Origin of the sequence: Ralstonia sp. 22086, assembly GCF_052045975.1 — a bacterium.
GTDB lineage: Bacteria > Pseudomonadota > Gammaproteobacteria > Burkholderiales > Burkholderiaceae > Ralstonia > Ralstonia wenshanensis.
The window spans coordinates 859080-878085 of record NZ_JBQEPZ010000001.1; the positions used below are offsets into that span (position 1 = coordinate 859080).

Genomic DNA, 19006 nt, shown 5'->3' on the forward strand with positions numbered 1-19006 from the left:
GTGCCACCCGACTCAGCGCTCCTGGTGCAGATGGCCCTCTCGCAGGCGGAAAATGCGATCGCAACGGCCTGCCAACTCGATATCGTGCGTGACGATGACAAAGCTGGTGCCAAGCGTGCGCGTGAGTTCCAGCATCAGGTCGAACACTTCACCGGCCGTGTGGTCGTCCAGGTTGCCGGTGGGCTCGTCAGCCAGCACGCAAGCCGGAGACCCGACCAGCGCACGCGCAATCGCCACCCGTTGGCGTTCGCCGCCGGACAGCTCGCCCGGACGGTGTGCCGTGCGCGGGCCCAGACCCACGCGTTCGAGCATCGCCTGTGCGGTGTGGCGCGCTTGCGCCTCTTCCACGCCGCGAATGCGCAGCGGCATCGCGACGTTATCCAGCGCCGTGAATTCCGGCAGCAGATGGTGGAACTGATAGACGAAGCCCAGCGCCCGGTTGCGCAGCGTATTGCGTTCGCGCTCTTTCATTGCGGTGAAAGGCTTGCCGAGCAGCGAGACGCGGCCCGACGTCGGCTCATCCAGCCCGCCCAGCACATGCAGCAACGTGCTCTTGCCCGAGCCCGAGGCGCCGACGATGGCGACCTTCTCGCCCACGCCGATGCGGATGTCCACGCCCTTGAGCACATCTACGTTCAGGCCGCCCTGGCGGAACGACTTGGACAGCCCTTCGGCTTGCACCACCACACCCTGCGGCGCCGCGGCCGGCGCTTCCATGGAAGTCATGACGGCCTCATTCATAGCGCAGTGCCTCCGCCGGATTCACGCGCGAAGCGTGCCAGCTTGGATACAGCGTCGCCACCGAGGCGAGGATGAAGGAGATGATGCCAATGGTCGCAATGTCGTTCACGCGGGGGTCCGAGGGCAGTTCGCTGATGAAATAGATGTCACGCGGCAGGAATTGCACGTGGAAGAGACGCTCGATGAACGGCACGATCACGTCGATGTTGTACGCGATGAGCGTGCCGAAGCCGACGCCCAGCAATGTGCCGATAAAACCGATCGCCACGCCCTGCACGATGAATATCTTCATGATTGATGCCGGTTGTGCGCCCATGGTGCGCAGGATGGCAATGTCAGCCTGCTTGTCCGTCACCGTCATCACCAGCGTAGACACCAGGTTGAACGCCGCCACGGCGATGATCAGCGTGAGGATGATGAACATCATCTTTTTCTCGGTCTTCACGGCGGCAAACCAGTTGCGGTTCTGGCGCGACCAGTCGCGGATGTACAGCTCGCCGGTCAGCGTGCGCGACAGGGCTTCGGCCACCTGCGGGGCTCGGTCCATGTCCACCAGCTTCAGGCGCACGCCGGTCGGGCCGTCCAGGCGGAACAGGCGCTCGGCGTCTTCCATGTTGATCAGCGCCAGCGAGCTGTCGAACTCGTAGTGGCCCGATTCGAAGATCCCCGTCACGGTGAACTGCTTCAGGCGCGGCAACACGCCCGCCGGGGTGATGGTGCCCTGCGGCGCCACCAGCGTGACCTTGTCCCCCTGGTGCACGCCCAGGCCGTTGGCGAGCTGGCTGCCCAGGGCGATGCCGAATTCGCCCGGTTTCAGGTCGTCGATCGTGCCTGTCTTGAAGTCCTTGGCGATGTCCGACACCTTCGGCTCGTCGGCGGGCGACACGCCGCGCAGCAGCACACCGCGCACCGCCTCGTCACGCGTGATCATGGCCTGCGCGCCCACGTACGGCGCCGCGCCGATGACTTCCTTGTTCTGCATCGCCTCATTGGCGGTACGCTGCCAGTCCGGCAGACTGTTCGGCGCCATCACTTCGATATGCGCCAGCACCGACAGCATGCGGTCCCGCACCTCCTTCTGGAAGCCGTTCATGACCGAGAGCACGATGATCAGCGCCGCCACCCCGAGCGCAATGCCGAGCATGGAGATGAGCGAAATGAAAGAGATGAAGCTGTTGCGGCTGGCGCGCTTGCTTGCGCGTGTATACCGCCAGCCGATCTGCCATTCGTATGGAAGTTTCAAAGGGGATTCCCCGTGGGTGTGATTTGTCCGGCTCACTGGCCGACGAGCCGGAAGTTTACAATCTCGGAGCCATGATTCCTGAACTCACCCTGATTGTCCCGTTTTGCGCGCCCGCTGCCGAGGTGGCGGACGACGCTTATCGTCAATTGACCTTGCCGGGCCTGGAAAGGTTGCTTGCTCGTGCGCGCGAAGCAGAACGCGAGCGCCACGACGACGCCTACCTGCCCACGCTGCCGCACGAGCGCTGGCTGGCCAAGCACGCCGGGCTGCCCATTTCTCCGCTGCCGTCGGCGCCGTACATGCGCCTGGCGGATGGCGGCACCGCCGACACGCGCACCTGGGCCTGCCTGCAGCCGGTCCACATCCACGCCGCCCGCGACCATCTGGTGATGCTCGACCCGGCCCAGCTCCGCCTAGAAGCCGCCGACGCCGACGCCCTGCGCGCCGCCATCGCCCCGCTGGTTGCCGAAATGGGCATCACGCTCGATGCCACGCACGCCGCGCGCTGGTACGTCGCCGATTCGCCCTTTGGCGACCTGATTGCCGCCGCGCCGCAGCGCGCCACCGGCCACAACATCGACATCTGGATGCACAAGGGCGAGCAGGAGCGCGCCTGGCGCAAGTTCCAGAACGAGATCCAGATGACGTGGTACGACCACCCCGTCAATCAGGCACGCGAGGCGCGCGGCCTGCTGCCGGTCAACTCGGTCTGGCTATTCGGCCAGGGCGCGCTGGTCGATGCCCGCCCCATTGCGGAGCGCATGATCGGCGCTGATCCATTCTTCGCCGGACTGTGTCACGCCGGCAACGCCACCGAACTCTGCGCGGAAACGCTGGCTGCTGTGCCGTTCGACGACACAAGCGCCGCCGTGCTGCTGGGCGACGCCGGCAAGCCATATCTTTCCGCCGACTGGTACGACTGGATCGAAACCCTCCGCGCTTACGACCGCGACTGGTTTACCCCCGCCGCCGATGCGCTGGCGGACGGCCGAATCGACGCCGTCTCGCTCGTGCTGACCGGCGACTCGCACTACGCCCACTACCGCGTCACGCGCCGCGAGCTCGCCAACGGCCCGTTCGGCTGGCTGCGCCGCTTCAGTCGTCCACGCACCTTGCGTGATGCGCTCTCCCCGCTTTCCATGGCCGCTTGAGCCTGATCCTGCATGACCCGCATCGCTGTCCGTTCGCATTCCGCAGACGCCGCCACCACGCTGGCCGGCCACGGCATCCATCCAGTCCTCGCACGCATCCTCGCCGCCCGGGGCGTCGCCCGGCCCGACGAACTATCGACCGAGCTGACCGACCTCCTGCCCCCCGCGCAACTCAAGGGCATTGACGACGCAGCCCACTACCTCGCCGACGCCATCGCCGCCAACAAGCGCCTGCTGATCATTGCCGACTACGACTGCGACGGTGCCACCGCCTGCGCCGTGGGCGTGCGTGGCTTGCGCATGCTGGGCGCGCAGGTCAGCTATATCGTCCCGAACCGCTTCGAGTATGGCTACGGCCTGTCGCCCGAAATCGTGGCGCTCGCTGCGCGCGAGAAGCCCGACGTGCTGGTCACCGTCGACAACGGCATCGCCGACGTGGCGGGCGTGGCGGCCGCCAACGCGCTGGGCATCGACGTTGTCGTGACAGACCACCACATGCCCGGCGCGCAATTGCCCGAGGCGCGCGTGATAGTCAACCCGAACCAGCCGGGTTGCGGCTTCCCGAGCAAGAATCTGGCGGGCGTGGGCGTGATGTTCTACGTGCTGCTGGCGCTGCGGGCAGAGCTGCGCAAGCGCGGCGTGTTCACGCCGCAAGATCAGCCGCGCCTCGATGCGCTGCTCGATCTGGTGGCACTCGGCACCGTGGCCGACGTGGTCAAACTCGACGCCAACAATCGTCTGCTGGTCGCGCAGGGTCTCAAGCGCATGCGTGCGGGGCGGATGTGCCCGGGCATCGCCGCGCTGTTCCGCGTGGCCGGCCGCGAGGCGCGCCGCGCGTCGACGTTCGATCTCGGCTTCGGCCTTGGCCCGCGCCTGAACGCCGCCGGGCGGCTGGCCGACATGTCGCTCGGCATCGAATGCCTGCTCACCGACGACTACGACCGCGCCATGTCCATCGCCGCCGAACTTGACGGCATGAACCGCGAGCGCCGCGAGATCGAAGCCGGCATGCAGCAGGAAGCCCTCGCCATCCTCGACAGCATGAACGCCCTCGATGGCGCCGGCCGGCACACCATCGCGGTCTACAACGAAACGTGGCACCAGGGCGTGATCGGCATCGTCGCCTCGCGTATCAAGGACAAATTCCACCGCCCGGTCTTCACCTTCGCACCCGGCGACGACGGCGTCATCAAGGGCTCGGGCCGCTCGATTCCCGGCTTCCACCTCCGTGATGCACTAGACGCCGTACACAAGCGCAGCCCGGGGCTTATCGTGAAGTTCGGCGGCCATGCCATGGCGGCTGGGCTCACGCTGCGCGAAGACGGTTTCGATGCATTCGTCACCACCTTCGAGGCCGTCGGCCGCGAATGGCTGACCGAGGCGCTGCTCTCACGCGTGCTCGAAACCGATGGCGAGGCCGACCCCGAATGCTTCACACCGCAGTTCGTCGAGCTGCTCGAAACCCAGGTCTGGGGTCAGGGCTTTCCGGCACCAAGCTTCTGCGGCGAGTTCGATGTGCTATCGCAGGCCGTACTGAAAGAGAAGCACCTGAAGCTCAAGCTCGGCCGCGGCAAGCAGCATTTCGACGCGATCTGGTTCAACCACGCGGAGCCGCTCGGCGCCTCGGCGTATGTGGCCTACCGGCTCGACAACAACACCTTCAACGGCATCACGCGCGTCCAGATGGTGATCGAGCATGCGCAATAGCGAATGGGTCAAACCTTGCGCCAACGCATAAACACATGCGAAAACTGTCTGACGGCGCACCAATGACGCAGCAGTCGGGCACGGTCGGTGCGTTACAATGCGGGATTGCCGGCATGGAGGCGCGTAAGCCTCCATGGTCGCGCGCCCCACGAATTCCTAGCTTCAACTTCCAAGCGAAATGACTCACGTCGTTACCGAAAGCTGTGTCCGCTGCAAGTACACCGACTGCGTGGACGTCTGCCCCGTCGACTGCTTCCGTGAAGGCCCGAACTTCCTGACGATTGATCCGGACGAGTGCATCGACTGCGCCGTCTGCGTGGCCGAATGCCCGGTCAACGCCATCTATGCGGAAGAAGACGTGCCCGCTGATCAGCAGAAGTGGATCGCCATCAATGTTGAACTGGCTCAAGCCGGCTGGCCTTCCATCACCAAGACCAAGCAACCCCTGCCCGACGCGGACGACTGGAAGGACGTGAAGGACAAGGAGCAGTATCTCGACCGCGGCTGAACGCGATTGAGCGCACTTGCCCGACACACTTTTTGTAGTGCATCGCAAAAAAGGTGTTGACGGGCAGATCAGAAACTAGCTAGAATTCATTTCTTCGCTGTTGCAGCGATTCCCCGATAGCTCAGTCGGTAGAGCGCCGGACTGTTAATCCGTAGGTCCCTGGTTCGAGCCCAGGTCGGGGAGCCAAAATAACAAAACGCCTCGCTTCGTGCGGGGCGTTTTCATTTGTGGCATTGGTGCGTGTATTGTCTGCATCGATCGTCATGCCCGGATGGTGAAATTGGTAGACACCGCGGACTTAAAATCCGCTGCGCCCTAATCGGCGCGTGCCGGTTCGATCCCGGCTCCGGGCACCAATCCCCTCTTCGCTTCTGCCTCCGTTGCGCTTCAGTCCCTTACGCCGCGCAGCAGCCGCGCACCTTCGGTGCATCTTCATATTCGTCGTGACGGCGCACCCATGACAGCGGGCCGGTCTCGTTGCGACCCAGTGGCGCGCGGTCGAGCAGCAGCAGTGTCCCCACCATGTCTTCCAAGCCGCGCGCATACGTCGAGAACGTGTGGAAGACGTCGCCCGCCTCGTCCTTGTAAAACGCGCTCATGCCGGGCAGTTCGTCGTGGGCTTGCTCACGGGGCGTGGCCGTGTAGTTGTAGTCGACCGAGCCGCTGGCGAGTTCGTCTTGCGAGAAGCTCACGCGATAGTCGTGGTTGAACGTTGTGCCGAACGATGAGACCCACGGGAATTGCCAGCCCATGCGCTTCTTGTAGGCGGCGATTTTGCCCATCGGCGCGCGAGACACGGCGACGAACGTCACGTCATGGTGGTTCAGATGCGTGAGCATGCCGCCAACATCATCGGCGAAGAAGGAGCACCCTGGGCTGCCCGCATCCCAGTCGGGCCCGAACATGAAATGGTAGACCACCAACTGGCTGCGGCCGTCGAACAGCTCGGCCAGCGTCTTCTTGCCTTCCGATGATTCAAATATGTATTCCGTATCGACCTTGACCCACGGCAGCGCTTGGCGCTCGGCGTTGACAGCGTCGCGCAGGTGGATGGCCTCTTTCTCGCGCGCCAGCAACGCTCGGCGTTTGATGAACCATTCGTCTCTTGAAACTACGGGATGCGTTTGCATGATTGCCCCTCTGTCCTAAGACTCAGGACTTCATACTAGGCGGCTGCGTTCGAATGAAAAGCCGCGGCGCGCAAGTCGCCAACCGGATGCGACTTGCGCGCCATCGAAGAGAATCAACCGCCTCTGTACATCCAACTTCAGGTGCCGGATCAGCCCACCAGCCAGCGCACGCCCACGTTGAGGAGCGCACCGCCACCCACCAGCCCCACCCACAGGATTGCGGCGCACAGCAGCGGACGCACACCGGACTTCAGCAGCATCGGCACATGCGTTTGCGTGCCGATGGCAAACATCGCGCAGGCGAGCATGGCGGTGTCGATGGCGTCGATGGGGGCATGCCATGCGGCGGGGATCGCGCCAGCGGAATTCAGCAGCGTCACGACGAGCAACCCCACCGCAAACCAGGGCATCGCTTTCCAGGCGTGGCCAGCGGCCTTGCGAAGCGCACTCTCAGAAGGCGACGAAGCCGAACTTTGACCTTGATCGGGGGTTGTGCACGCAAGCACCACGAGCAAAGGAGCCAGCGCCAGCACACGCACCATCTTGCTCACGACCGCCGCGTTGGTGGCGTCGTCGCCTAACGGACGCGCGGCGGCAATCACCTGCGCGACCTCGTGCATCGTCGAACCGATGTAGACACCAAAGTGCTCTGGCGTGATGGCCACACCGGCATGCGTAACAAGCGCGTACAGCCACGGATACAGAAAGATGCCGATCGTGCCGAACAGCACCACGCTGGCGATCGCCACGGCCGTTTCGCGTGGTGAGGCCTTCACCGCTGGCGCAACGGCCAGCACGGCCGCCGCCCCACACACCGCACTGCCAGCCGCTACCAACACAGCTTGTGAGCGCGTGAGGCGAAACCAACGCGTGCCGATCCACGTACCGGCCAGCATCGTCGCGGCCAATACCAGCAGAGGAATCACCACGCCCGAAGTCCCCAGATCGTGGATCTGCGCCAGCGTCAGCCGGGCGCCGTAGAGAATCACGCCCGCGCGCAGCAGTGTATGGCGGGCAAACTGGATTGCCCCTGGGGTCAGCCAACGCTGGTGCCCCGGCACATGACCGACGGCCATGCCGAGCAGGATGGCAAGCGTCAGTGCGCTCAAGCCCAGATGCCCTGCCCACGGCATGGCACCGAGCGCCACCGCAATCCCCGCACACCCGAACAACACCCCCACGCTGACGAGCGTCCGGCCGTCGAATCCTGCTGTCACGCCCTGGGGCGCCAACTGCTTCTGTGCAATCGTCATCACATTCGCCTTGCTTATTCGCTATACGCATAACGATATGCGGATCGTGATAACATGTAAAACAGGTAATTTTCGTCATTCCAACCACTTTTATGGATAATAAGGCGCCTCGCGTCACGTTGCGGCAATGGGCTGTCTTCGCCGCCATCGCACGCAGTGAAACGACCACTGCGGCCGGTGAAGCTCTTGGCCTGTCGCAATCGGCCGTCAGCGCGGCGCTGGCGGAACTGGAATCCACCCTCGGACATCCGCTGTTTGACCGGCATGCGCGCCGTCTACATCTGAATGCGCTGGGCCGACAGCTTCTGCCCCAGGCACAGGCGCTGCTCGATCACGCCGATGCACTGGAACACGCGACCGCCCAGCCGAACGTGCGCCTGAAGCTCGCGGCCAGCAGCACGATCGGCAACTACGTGCTGCCCGCCCTGCTCGCGGGCTTCCGGCACGAGATCGCACCCGACAGCCAGCTCGATGTGCTGATCGGCAATACGCAGGACGTGGTCGATGCCGTGCAGCGTTTCGAGGTCGACATCGGCCTGATTGAGGGCACCTGCCGCGGCGAAGCGCTGGAAATCGAAACGTGGATCGACGATGAGATGGTGATCGTGGCCGCGCCGGGGCATCCACTCACGCGAGGAACCGGGCCCGTCTCACACGCGGCGCTGCGCGAAGCGGGCTGGCTGATGCGCGAACCCGGCTCCGGCACGCGCGAACTGATCGACAGCCGCATCGCTTCGGTGGTCGGGCCGCTGCATGTGGCACTTGAACTCGGCCACTCCGAGGCCATTCAGCGCACGGTGGCGGCAGGCTACGGCATCAGTTGCCTGTCGCGCCACGTGGTGGCCGACGCCTTGCGCGACGGCCGGCTGGTCGTGGTCGACAGCGGCCTGCCGCGTATCGCCCGGCCGCTGCTGATCGTGCGGCATCGCGACAAGCATCCGACACACGGGCTCACGCAATTCATCGACGTGCTGCGCGGTCACACAACCGATTCGAAAAAAATTCGCGCAGAAGACTAGCGCGATCCGAAAAAGGTTGATATAGTCTCACTTCTTCGCGGGGCGTTAGCTCAGTTGGTAGAGCAGCGGACTCTTAATCCGTAGGTCGAGTGTTCGAGTCACTCACGCCCCACCAGAATATGAAAGGCCCGATAGGCAACTGTCGGGCCTTTTTTATTTGCGCAATTTGCGATGCGCTTTTGCTTCAGTGCGCAGAAAACAAAGCGGCCGACGCTTGTGGCGCCGGCCGATCGATCCGCAGAGTCCTCTCCCCAGCCGCTGCCCGCGGCGGACATCTTCGCGGTGTAACCGCAACGCGCCCACCTGCCTGCCAAGGTGAGCGCATTCACCGGCTTCCTGACGGCGCGGTTCGACAAAGAGGCGCTGTGGGCCAGCGAGCGCCGCTAGCGCGGCGACGCATTTCAGGCCGTGGATTCGATGCGCAATTGCATGCGCATCTGCAGCGTCTCTCCGGGCGCCAAAGCACGCAGGCCCGTGCCTTCCCATCCTTGGGCCGCCAGGTTGATCGCGTCAGCCACGTGCGAAATAGGCTCCAGGCAGAAATATGGCTGCGCGTGCGGCGCGTGCAGGATGAAGTGGTCGAGCGGGTCATCGGCGCTGAGCGTAAGCACCCCACCCGCGCACGACACCACGGCACGCTGCCGCCATTCGCTGTAATAGACACTGAGCGCTGCGTCCGGCAATGCGCGGGCGTGGCGGAAATCTTCCCGCGCCGTGATCGGCTCGCGGCGGACGGCAACTTCACCGGCATCCGTTGGCCACATCGTCGCAGCATCGAACTGCACGCGCGTATCGGGCGTGCGCGCAAAGTACGGATGAAAGCCGCCACCGGCCGGCATGCTGCTGTCGCCGTCATTGCGCAGGGTCATGACGGCATCCAGGCCGGATTCGCTCAGCACCAGCGTTTGGGTGGCAGTGAACGGCCAGGGCCAGTTGTCTGCCTCGGGCACGTAGCGCAAACCGAGTTCGATCGACGACGCCGTGACCTGCTTCACTGTCCAGGCACGTGCGTGCGCCAACCCGTGCATGGCATGCGCCTGGCCCGGATGCGGTGCAAGACGGACCTCGCGGCCGTCCCAATGGAAGCGTCCATCGCGGATGCGGTTGGAGAACGGCAGCAGCGGATAGCACCCGGCTTTGGGCCACGCCAGCCCGTCGAAACCGCCGCGCAGGCAATCGGGCGACATCGGCGCCAACCAGTCGACCCGCCGGCCGCCCTCGCTGGTCGAAGCCAGCGAGGCAATGCGGCCACCTGCCGCCGGCGCGACATCCATCGTCAGCGCACCGGCCTGCAGCGTATGTATTGGCCCCGGCGCAAGCCAAGTCTTGGTCTTGCTATCCATCAGAACGAATGCCGAATGCCGACCATGCCCACGAACTGGCTGCGCCCGTTCGACGGCGTGCCGTTCTGAGAGTCGCCCACCGACGCCACCGCATCCACGATGGATGTGCTCGTCCCCGAAGCGCGCAGCGTCTGGCCGTTGGCGCGCTGGTACGCCTGGATCGCATAGAACGCGGTGCGCTTGGACAGCGAATACAACTGCTCCATCGAGAACTGGTTGTACTTGGCCGGCGAGCTGATACCGTTGCGCGCCTTCTCAGCCGTGTAGCTGTAGCCGAAAGCGAGCCGCAATGCCGGCGTCAGATCGTAGGTGGCAATCGCGCCCACCGTATTGAACGTGGCCGACTGCGTGAACAGCGACAGTGCGCCCGGCTTGTACTGAACGTTCGAGTAGTTCAGACCCACCATCAGCTTGCCGAACGTATAGCGCGCGGCCGTGGCGATGAGCTGCGCGGAGTCGGCCGTGGCATAGCCGGAGTTGACCGGCGAGTTGTTGGCGAACGTCCCGACGTTGCTGAAGTTGCCGGCCGTCGAGCCGCTCGACACGTTCTTCAGCCGCGTATAGCCAACGCCCCACGAGAAAGCCTGATAGTCATAGCGCAACGCGGTGCTCACGCTGCTGCCGTTGGAAACGCTGCCCGCCTGCTCACCAAAGCCGTATTGCACGCCCGCTTGCAGACCACCCCACACCGGCGTGGTGTAGGTGATGGAGTTGTTGAAGCGCAGCGTGGTATCCAACGCATCGACGTCGCCGGGGTGCGCGCCGGTGGCACCCGTCAGCACGTTGGTCGGGCCCAGCGATGCGACGTACTGGAAGTACGGCGTGTACGCACGACCGAGCGTGACCTGGCCGTAGTTCGTGTTGCTCAGGCCGACGTAGGCCTGGCGGTTGAAGATGTAGCCAGCCTGGGCTTGCTGCCCTGTGTCGGCATTGAAGCCGCTCTCCAGCCGGAACAGCGCAGTGTTGCCGCCGCCCAAGTCTTCCGTGCCATACAGGCCGAACTTGCTGGCCAGCAAGGCGCCCGAGTTGATGTAGGCATTGGAGTGGCCGCCCTGGTTGCTCGAATAAGCAAAGGCATTGTCGACCACGCCATACAGCGTGACCGACGTTTGCGCTGCGGCGTGCATCGAAGCGCCCGCACAAAGCAGCGCAACCGATGCGTAGACCGGGCGGATCGAAAAGGAACGTTTGGCTCGTGTCGTCTTCATCGTTGTTATCTCTGAAATCTCCTGCACCAAGGGAACACCGCGCACCGCCGGGCCTCTCCGGACCTCGAATTTGATGCGCAGCGAGGATGCGGCACTAGGCCAGCAATTGCAACCTCAAGCGGCGCCAGCCACCCGCAACATCGGCATCCAGCACGCGGGCATGCGGCGTCTGCACTTGCCGTCCATCACCCGCGGGCAGGTAAATCTCGAGCGTGTCGGCGTGTGTCGGCATCTTGCCCTCGCGCGATACGTGCAGCGTGATGGCCTGCGCATCCGACACCGCTCGCACGCTCCAACGCCCCTGCTCGCCGTTGCGCCACGCTTCGGTTTCGCCGTCGTCTTCAATGCAGCCGCCAATCGCCTCGCCAATGCCATGCATCGGTACAACAACGAAGCCGCGTTGGTCGGCGCGCTGGTCGAAATGCTGCTCCGCCACGTTCAACGCGATCACGCCGCCTTCGCGAATGAGCATGACCGGCTGGTCCCACGGCGAAGGCAGCCTGATGGTCTGTCCGCCATCGAAGGCCTCGCCACTCCAGTACGAAACCCAGCGTGCGCCTGCCGGTAGATAGACGGTGCGCTCGGTCTGCCCCTCGTCCACCGTCGGCGCCACCAGCAGCGAAGTGCCGAGCATCATGTCATCGAACTCGGCGTAGCAGCGGCGGTCGTTCGGGAACTCGGCAAACGTGGGGCGCAGCACCGGCTCGTAGGCCTGCGTGGATTGCCACAGCAGTTCGTACAGATACGGAATCAGCCGATAGCGCAGCTTGATCAGCGAGGCGATTTGCGCGGTGACCTGCGGATACATCCATGGCTCGTTGACGGTCTTGTCGTCGTTCCACGAATGGATGGAGAAGCGCGGCATGAACACGCCAAACGCCACCCAGCGCACCAGCAGCTCCGGCGACGGCGCAGGTCCCGCAAACCCGCCAATGTCGTGGCCGATGTTCGAGACCCCCGATAGCGCGAGCCCCAAACCCATCTTCAGGTTGTAGCGCAGCGTTTCCCACGACGTGTAGTTGTCGCCGGACCACGTCTGCACATAGCGCTGCATGCCGACACCGCCCGAGCGCGACACCAGGAAGGGCCGACGCTGTGGCGCGAACTCAAGCTGTGCTTCGCGCGAGGCACGCATCATCAGCATCGTGTGCAGCACCTTGGCTTCGCGGATGGGCGCCTTCTTGCCGAACCCGTGGGCGAAAGCATCGGGCGTCCAGACTTCGAATTCGTTGTTGTCGTTCCAGGTGGACGCCATGCCGTATTCGAGCAGCGCGCTCTTGACGTTGGCCTTCCACCAGTCGAGCGTTTCCGGGTTGGTGAAGTCGAGATACGCGCCGACCTCGTCCCAGAATTGCACCCAGGCCGGCTCGCCATTTGCGTCGCAAATCAGCAGGCCGGCTTCTCTTGCTTCTTCAAAGTTCGGGTGATCGCGGAGCAGGCACGGCTTGATGTTCGGGCACAGGCGAATACCCGCATCCAAGTAGCTTTGGACGAAGCCGCGCGCATCGGGGAACTTGTCGGTGTTCCAGTTGAAGACGTAGCGCTTCGGTCCGATCGACGTATAGCCCGACGACAGATGGAACGAATCGCACAGGATGTCGTGCTCACGGCATCCCTTGATGAACTCGGCCATCTGCTCTTGCGCGTTGGGCGCGTCGGTGTATGTCATGGTCGAGCCGGAATAACCGAGGCCCCACTTCGGCATCCACGCGGGGCGGCCGGTCATCCATGTAAAGCGGCGCGTGGCGTCGAGCGGCGTCTCGGGCGAGGCGATGAAGTAGTAATCGAGATCGCCGTGCGGCGCCACAAAGTAACGATAGTGCCCGTGATAGTTGTCCAGCTCGCGGCCCATGTCGAAGCTGCAATCGGACAGCGTGTCGTAGAACAGGCCGAAGCCGGTGCGATTTTCCGGTTGCCACGTCACGTAGAACGGGATGTGCTTGTACAGCGGATCGGTCGTGCGTGCGCTGTAGCCCATCGCATCGATATTGCGCATCTCATAACGCTGGTGCGCACGATTCATGTCCCCAGCACGCTCGCCCAGGCCGAAGTACATCTCGCCCGGTTCGCGGCGCACGTAGTGGTAGACCTGCTCGTCCCAGTAGCCAAAGTTGTAGGCCTGCGTGGGGCGATCGTTCAGTACGGTCTGCCATTCGCCGGCGCCGCGAATCTGCCATGTGCAGAAGCCGCCGGCCAGGGCGACGCTCAGGCGAATCTTGCTGGTTTCCACGCGCAGCGTGTCGGCATCGGTGTGCAGCGCAAAAGCGGGCAGCGAGAAGCCGCTCAGGTCGCGGCGGTCGCGCCCTTCGAGCGGCGTGTCGTCACCGCCCGGTGCAATCGACCACGTGGCGGGGCCGCGCAGGTCGCCCTGCGGCAGCACAAGCACGCGAATGATGTCTTCTTCCAGCACGAAGAGTTCAATCGCAGCGCCGGCACTGCTGGCCAGGCGCAGCCGGTTGCCTTCGTGCGCCTGCAGTTCGAAGCGGGGGGGATGCAACATGGACATCGTTTTCAACTCAGTGTGAAGCAGAGAGACTCATCTGGCGCGCGGCGCGCTCTTCCTGCGATTGCCCGCGAATCAACACGATCAGCAGCACCGCGCCGATCAGATCGAACGCGCCCAGCATGCCGAACAGCGGGCCATAGCCAACCTTGTCGGCTAGCGCCCCCACCAGCAGCGAGAAGCCCAGGCCGCCGATCCACGCAGCCATGCCGGCAAAGCCGCTGGCGGTACCCACTTCTTCCGGGTCGAACACGTCCGCAGACAGCGTGTTGACCAGGCCAGAAATCATCTGGTGCGCAAAGCCGCCCACGCAGAACAATGCAATGGCCGTATAGGGAGACGCCACGAGCCCGACGCACGCCGGACCAATCATCATGAATGCACCCAGCACAACACCGCACACACGCGACCACACCAGCGGAATGCGGAAACGCTTGATCAGGAACGGCGACAGGTAGCCGCCCGCCAGCCCGCCCAGGTCCGCCGCCAGGAACGGCAGCCACGCGAACATGGCGATCTCCTTCAGATCGAGGTGACGCTCGTTCACGAAGTAAAGCGGAATCCAGAAGCTGAACGTTTGCCAGGCCGGCTCGACAAAGAAGCGCGCCAGCGCAATCGCCCAGAAGCGGCGCGACGTCACAACATCCTTGACCGGGCGCTTGCCGCGCTCGGCGCTCACAGGGCGAAGCTGCCCGCCGATGATCTTTTCGCGCTCGGCATCGGACAACGCGGCATGGTCTTTCGGCGAACGATAGAACGCGAACCACAACGCGGCCCACAAGAAGCCGAGGGCGCCAGTCACGACAAACGCCGACTGCCAGCCGTAACGCAGGTGCAGGAAGACCACCAGCGGCGGCGCCAACATCGCACCGAGCGACGTACCCGAGTTGAACCAGCCGACGGCAACGGATTTTTCCTTGTCCGGAAACCATTCCGCCACCGCCTTCATGCCCGACGGAATGGCAGCGGCTTCGGTCAGCCCCATCAGTGCACGAAAGCCCGCCAACGACAGCCAACCACTTGCGCCCGCATGCAGCACGCCAGCAAACGACCACAACACACCAAACAACGCAAAGCCGATACGCAAGCCGACAAGGTCAACGATAAAGCCGCAGACGGGCTGCATGACCGTGTAGCCGACCTGGAACGCAGCCACCACGTAGGAATACTGCTGGGTGCTCATCCCCAGCTCATCCTTGAGAGTGGGCGCCAGCACGCCCAGCGAGTTGCGCGCCAGATAGTTGACGATCGTGCCCAGGCACACCAGCACGATGATCCACCAGCGCAAGCCCTTGATGGTCTTCACGGTGTTGTCTCCGATGTCTTCTTATTCGTGATTGACTTACGGGACGGCACGATACGACTGGCGCCGTCCCGGGGTGCCGCCGTAGCGGTCAGCGCACCATGCAGGGGCGCTTGTTATCGAACTGCCAGTTGGGAATCAGTTGGCGCATGGCGATTGCGTCGTCGCGTGCGCCCAGGCCGTGCTGCTTGTACAGCGCGTGGGCCTCTTCCAGTTGTTCCATGTCGAGCGTGACGCCCAGGCCCGGTGCGGCCGGCACATCAATCTCGCCGCCGACGATCTGGAACGGTTCGCGCGTCAGCCGCTGGCCGTCTTGCCAGATCCAGTGCGTATCGATGGCGGTGATGTTGCCCGGCGCGGCAGCAGCAACATGCGTAAACATCGCCAGCGAAATGTCGAAGTGGTTGTTGGAGTGCGAGCCCCACGTCAGGCCCCAGTCGTCGCACATCTGCGCCACCCGCACCGAGCCCTGCATCGTCCAGAAATGCGGATCGGCCAGCGGAATGTCGACCGAGTGCAGCTGAATGGCGTGCCCCATTTGGCGCCAGTCGGTGGCGATCATGTTGGTGGCCGTCGGCAGACCCGTGGCGCGGCGGAATTCGGCCATCACCTCGCGGCCGGAGTAACCGCCTTCTGCACCGCACGGGTCTTCGGCGTAGGCCAGCACGTCGTGCTTGTCGCGGCACAGGCGAATGGCCTCCGCCAGCGACCACGCGCCGTTCGGGTCCAGCGTGACGCGCGCTTCCGGAAAGGCTTCAGCCAGCGCGGTTGTGACGACCATTTCGTCATCGCCGCTCAGCACGCCACCCTTGAGCTTGAAATCCTTGAAGCCGTAGCACGCGTGGGCCGCCTTGGCCAGGCGCACCACCGCTTCCGGCGTGAGCGCTTCTTCGTGGCGCACGCGGGTCCAGTCGTCAGTGGCGTCGCTGCCGTCGGCGTAGTCCAGGTCGGTGCGCTTTCGGTCGCCCACAAAGAACAGGTAGCCGAGCACCGGCACCTTGGCGCGCTGTTGCCCCTGCCCCAACAGCGCCGCCACGGGCACGCCGAGATGCTGGCCGAGCAAGTCGAGCAGCGCGCTTTCCAGCGCCGTCACCGCATGCACGGTGGTGCGCAGGTCAAAGGTCTGCAACCCGCGGCCGCCGGCGTCGCGATCGGCAAATTGGCGGCGCACGCTGTTGAGCACGTTGTTGTACGCACCGATGGGTTGTCCGACAACCAGCGGCGTCGCATCCTCGATGGTCTTGCGGATGGACTCGCCGCCCGGCACCTCGCCCACGCCGGTATGCCCCTCGGAGTCTTCCAGAATGACGATGTTGCGGGTGAAGAACGGGCCGTGGGCGCCGCTCAGATTCAGCAACATGCTGTCTCGGCCGGCCACGGGAATGACCTGGAGGCGCGTGACGCGCGGCGTGTGCAGTGGGGTTTCGGAAGCTTGGTGATTCATGGTCATCACGTATGTCATCAGTCGTCGTACAACATGGAACGGGACTATAATTGACACATTCCTGCTGAACCACCCCTGGTAAACCCGCCCCTCCGGAGATTGCATGCCCACCACCCACCCGCCCGCAACGCTTGTGCGCCGCACCCAAAGCCTGGCGGACGTGGTGGTGGACCATATCAAGGGGCGCATCGCCAATGAATCCCTGCGCGTTGGCGACAAGCTGCCGACAGAATCCGCGTTGATGGAAGCGCTCGGCGTGAGCCGCACGGTAATACGCGAAGCCATTTCGCGCCTGCAGGCCAAAGGGCTGATCGAAACGCGTCACGGCATCGGCAGTTTTGTCCTGCCGCCGCGCGCAGATAACAGCATCCCGCTGGGCGATGCGTCCACACTGCACGACATCTTGAGCATGCTGGAGCTGCGCGTGGCCATTGAAACGGAGTGCGCAGGCTTGGCCGCGCAGCGCATCTCTCCTGCCGAAATCGACACCCTGCGCCTGGCGCTCGAAGCCATCGAGCAGGACCAGGCGGACGGCAACGACAGCGCCACCTCCGACCTGCAATTTCACCTGAGCATCGCGCGCGCCACGGGCAATGAACACTTTGTTGGCGCCCTCGCCCAGCTCGGCAAAACACTCATCCCTCGCACGCGGATGGGGCTGGCCCAAGTGGGTTATCTGAATGCGCCGGAACTGCGTGCCACGGTCAACCGCGAGCACCACAGCGTCTTCGAGGCCATCGCCCGCAAAGACCCCGAAGCCGCGCGCGCTGCCATGCGCATGCACCTCTCAAACAGCCGGGAACGCCTGCGCCGCGCACATGAAGCGGCCGGCGCGCAAACAGCGGCAACGGCAGGCTGAGTTGACACCAGGGCCGTCAAGTTGTACGACGTCCTATTACTCGACGCCGGCTATCATCGCGCCCCCATGGCGTTGGCGCTGTTGATAAAGATTTGCATTCCCTCGCTCTCAGCCACGTAACCTGAGCTTGCACCGACCCCTCGTGGGTGCGCTCCGGTCGCGGAAGAGAGAGCCGCGGCCTTCTTGGCCCTGATGCTGCTGTCCCGAGTGTCAGGGCGTTTCTTTTTGGGCCCGCCACTCAATCCGCCCTTCCCCCGGCCCAATAAAAAAGCCCCGACTCGCGGGGCATTTTTGTTTTCAAGCGCCGCACTCAGCGATCGCGCGCCATCAGGTGATAGCCGGCGAGCAGGATGACGGCGCCGGCCACCGAACCGACAAATCCCGCCAATTGGCCCGGCTCATACCAGCGCATCAACTGGCCGAGAAAGGCGGCTGCCAGCGCACCGGCAATGCCGACCATGATCGTGAGCAGGAAACCGCTGACGCCTCGTCCTGGCGTGATCCACCTGGACACAAGACCGGCCAGAAAGCCGATGAGGATGGTGAGACAGAGCAGTTGCATGGCAGTGGCTCCGTGGGTTGCGCCTGTCAGTGCGTTGCCGCCGCATCCATCACGCGCTCCAGGCAGAAGCCCTGCCCGTAGATTGCGCGCAGGCGCAAGCCATTCTCCGTGCCGAGCAGCAACTTCTTGCGCAAGCGCGAGACATGCGTATCGAGCGTGCGTGAATACGGGCTCAACTCACGGCCCCAGAGCGCGAGTTCGATGTCGGCGCGCGAGAGAACGCGCCCCGCATTTGCGAACAACAGCAACGCCAGCTCAAATTCACGCGCATGCACCGACACCGAAACATCGCGCAACCGGATGGAACGATTTTGCCGGTCCAGCGTGTACGGGCCCAACTGAATCTCCGACGCTCTCACCGCCCGGCTGACGGCGAAGCGGCGGATCAAGGCATCAAGCCGCGCGAGCAACTCAGGCGGACGGATATCACCTTGGAAGCACAGGTCAGCGCCGTGATTGAGCGCGTCTGCGGTTTCGGTATCGGTATCGGCCTGGCCGTCGGCAAGGTAGACGATTGCCATGCCGGGGCCCACGCGCTCGCGCACGGTGCGCACCAGCGAGAGGCCCGGCATGTCGTGCGCATGCGCGCCGACCATCAACAGGTTGATGCCGTGCACATCAATGGCTTCAAAAACTTGGCGGGAGAGAAACAGCGGCACACATTCGAAGCGGGTGGGCTGCAGCGCGGAGTGGATCGCCTGCTGGCGGGCGAGGTGCGTGTCGATCAGACCGATTTTCATGGCTCGGTTTCGAGGTTGACTGCGTGCGGCGCGGTCAGGCGGCGGTGCGGCGATGGTCTTGTGCATTGCTGCCGTCGCGACCGCCGCCGCGCCACATGGATACATGCCGACCAGCCAGCCAGAAGCGTTCGACCTGCGGCGGGTTCCCGTCGCCGCGCAGGGCTTGATGCAGTTGGGCGCGAACGCGTTCGTAATCGCATTCGCTCAAAACATCGGTTGCAGTCTGGCTCAACATTCGTGGCGCCTCGGGCGTGTCTGTGCTCGGTTTTCCAAGGTGCCGTCGTCTCTCGAC

Annotated in this window: 17 protein-coding genes and 3 tRNA genes; 8 read left to right on the forward strand and 12 right to left on the reverse strand. The window is 64.1% G+C overall.

Annotated elements, in window-relative coordinates; all coding sequences use genetic code 11:
• Positions 1-12: 12 nt before the first annotated feature.
• Together lolD and ACTJK6_RS04000 are read right to left on the reverse strand one after the other, a co-directional pair.
• Entirely contained in the window at positions 13-741 is a 729-nt protein-coding gene (gene lolD, locus ACTJK6_RS03995) for a lipoprotein-releasing ABC transporter ATP-binding protein LolD (protein WP_440838388.1), read from the reverse strand.
• Positions 734-1984 carry a lipoprotein-releasing ABC transporter permease subunit gene (locus tag ACTJK6_RS04000; RefSeq protein WP_253536806.1) on the reverse strand — a complete coding sequence of 417 codons (1251 nt, stop codon included), beginning with the start codon at positions 1982-1984 and terminating at the stop codon, positions 734-736. Before ACTJK6_RS04000 ends, lolD begins: the two co-directional genes overlap by 8 nt.
• A gap of 71 nt (positions 1985-2055) precedes the next feature.
• Here ACTJK6_RS04000 and ACTJK6_RS04005 point away from each other — a divergent pair, with 71 nt between their 5' ends.
• The 5 genes from ACTJK6_RS04005 (at position 2056) to ACTJK6_RS04025 (ending at position 5706) form a co-directional block, all read left to right on the forward strand.
• Complete coding sequence (locus tag ACTJK6_RS04005; protein WP_316877868.1) at positions 2056-3135, forward strand: hypothetical protein; 1080 nt, start codon at positions 2056-2058, stop codon at positions 3133-3135.
• A gap of 12 nt (positions 3136-3147) precedes the next feature.
• Complete coding sequence (recJ, locus tag ACTJK6_RS04010; RefSeq protein ID WP_440818229.1) at positions 3148-4842, forward strand: single-stranded-DNA-specific exonuclease RecJ; 1695 nt, start codon at positions 3148-3150, stop codon at positions 4840-4842.
• A 178-nt stretch (positions 4843-5020) separates the two neighbouring features.
• Positions 5021-5350 (forward strand): ferredoxin FdxA, encoded by a 330-nt coding sequence (gene fdxA / locus ACTJK6_RS04015; protein WP_004626101.1) that lies wholly within the window; start codon positions 5021-5023, stop codon positions 5348-5350.
• 110 nt (positions 5351-5460) lie between these two features.
• Positions 5461-5536 (forward strand) — tRNA-Asn (locus ACTJK6_RS04020).
• A gap of 79 nt (positions 5537-5615) precedes the next feature.
• A tRNA-Leu gene (locus tag ACTJK6_RS04025) sits at positions 5616-5706 on the forward strand.
• 39 nt (positions 5707-5745) lie between these two features.
• On the opposite strand, the gene ACTJK6_RS04030 is transcribed toward ACTJK6_RS04025, so the two are convergent.
• Together ACTJK6_RS04030 and ACTJK6_RS04035 are read right to left on the reverse strand one after the other, a co-directional pair.
• A complete protein-coding gene (locus ACTJK6_RS04030; RefSeq protein ID WP_440838389.1) occupies positions 5746-6480 on the reverse strand; it encodes a DUF899 domain-containing protein in 735 nt (244 codons plus the stop codon).
• A 149-nt stretch (positions 6481-6629) separates the two neighbouring features.
• Positions 6630-7733, reverse strand: a complete 1104-nt coding sequence (locus tag ACTJK6_RS04035) for a YeiH family protein (RefSeq protein ID WP_440838390.1) — start codon at positions 7731-7733, stop codon at positions 6630-6632.
• 92 nt (positions 7734-7825) lie between these two features.
• On the opposite strand from ACTJK6_RS04035, the gene ACTJK6_RS04040 reads away from it, so the two are divergent.
• On the forward strand, positions 7826-8752 hold the full coding sequence (locus tag ACTJK6_RS04040) for a LysR family transcriptional regulator (RefSeq protein WP_433866798.1): 927 nt from the start codon (positions 7826-7828) through the stop codon (positions 8750-8752).
• 39 nt (positions 8753-8791) lie between these two features.
• Positions 8792-8867, forward strand: a tRNA-Lys gene (locus ACTJK6_RS04045).
• 286 nt (positions 8868-9153) lie between these two features.
• On the opposite strand, the gene ACTJK6_RS04050 is transcribed toward ACTJK6_RS04045, so the two are convergent.
• From ACTJK6_RS04050 to gudD, 5 genes are all read right to left on the reverse strand, one after another.
• Complete coding sequence (locus tag ACTJK6_RS04050) at positions 9154-10095, reverse strand: aldose 1-epimerase (RefSeq protein WP_440838391.1); 942 nt, start codon at positions 10093-10095, stop codon at positions 9154-9156.
• Complete coding sequence (locus tag ACTJK6_RS04055) at positions 10095-11303, reverse strand: porin (protein WP_440816787.1); 1209 nt, start codon at positions 11301-11303, stop codon at positions 10095-10097. Before ACTJK6_RS04055 ends, ACTJK6_RS04050 begins: the two co-directional genes overlap by 1 nt.
• Before the next feature lie 94 nt (positions 11304-11397).
• Positions 11398-13809, reverse strand: a complete 2412-nt coding sequence (locus tag ACTJK6_RS04060; RefSeq protein WP_440838392.1) for a TIM-barrel domain-containing protein — start codon at positions 13807-13809, stop codon at positions 11398-11400.
• A gap of 10 nt (positions 13810-13819) precedes the next feature.
• On the reverse strand, positions 13820-15112 hold the full coding sequence (locus ACTJK6_RS04065; RefSeq protein WP_440838393.1) for an MFS transporter: 1293 nt from the start codon (positions 15110-15112) through the stop codon (positions 13820-13822).
• An 88-nt stretch (positions 15113-15200) separates the two neighbouring features.
• Positions 15201-16571: a glucarate dehydratase gene (gudD, locus tag ACTJK6_RS04070; protein ID WP_440838394.1), complete on the reverse strand. Its 1371-nt coding sequence runs from the start codon at positions 16569-16571 to the stop codon at positions 15201-15203.
• Positions 16572-16656: 85 nt separating this feature from the next.
• Here gudD and ACTJK6_RS04075 point away from each other — a divergent pair, with 85 nt between their 5' ends.
• Positions 16657-17412 carry a FadR/GntR family transcriptional regulator gene (locus tag ACTJK6_RS04075; protein WP_232042422.1) on the forward strand — a complete coding sequence of 252 codons (756 nt, stop codon included), beginning with the start codon at positions 16657-16659 and terminating at the stop codon, positions 17410-17412.
• A gap of 310 nt (positions 17413-17722) precedes the next feature.
• On the opposite strand, the gene ACTJK6_RS04080 is transcribed toward ACTJK6_RS04075, so the two are convergent.
• The 3 genes from ACTJK6_RS04080 to ACTJK6_RS04090 are packed head-to-tail and all read right to left on the reverse strand — an operon-like array spanning position 17723 to position 18949.
• Positions 17723-17974 carry a GlsB/YeaQ/YmgE family stress response membrane protein gene (locus ACTJK6_RS04080; RefSeq protein ID WP_232042421.1) on the reverse strand — a complete coding sequence of 84 codons (252 nt, stop codon included), beginning with the start codon at positions 17972-17974 and terminating at the stop codon, positions 17723-17725.
• A gap of 26 nt (positions 17975-18000) precedes the next feature.
• Positions 18001-18714 carry a response regulator transcription factor gene (locus tag ACTJK6_RS04085; protein WP_440838395.1) on the reverse strand — a complete coding sequence of 238 codons (714 nt, stop codon included), beginning with the start codon at positions 18712-18714 and terminating at the stop codon, positions 18001-18003.
• 34 nt (positions 18715-18748) lie between these two features.
• The gene (locus ACTJK6_RS04090) at positions 18749-18949 is read right to left on the reverse strand and encodes a hypothetical protein (RefSeq protein ID WP_260804236.1); all 201 of its coding nucleotides are present in this window, start codon (positions 18947-18949) and stop codon (positions 18749-18751) included.
• Positions 18950-19006: the final 57 nt, after the last annotated feature.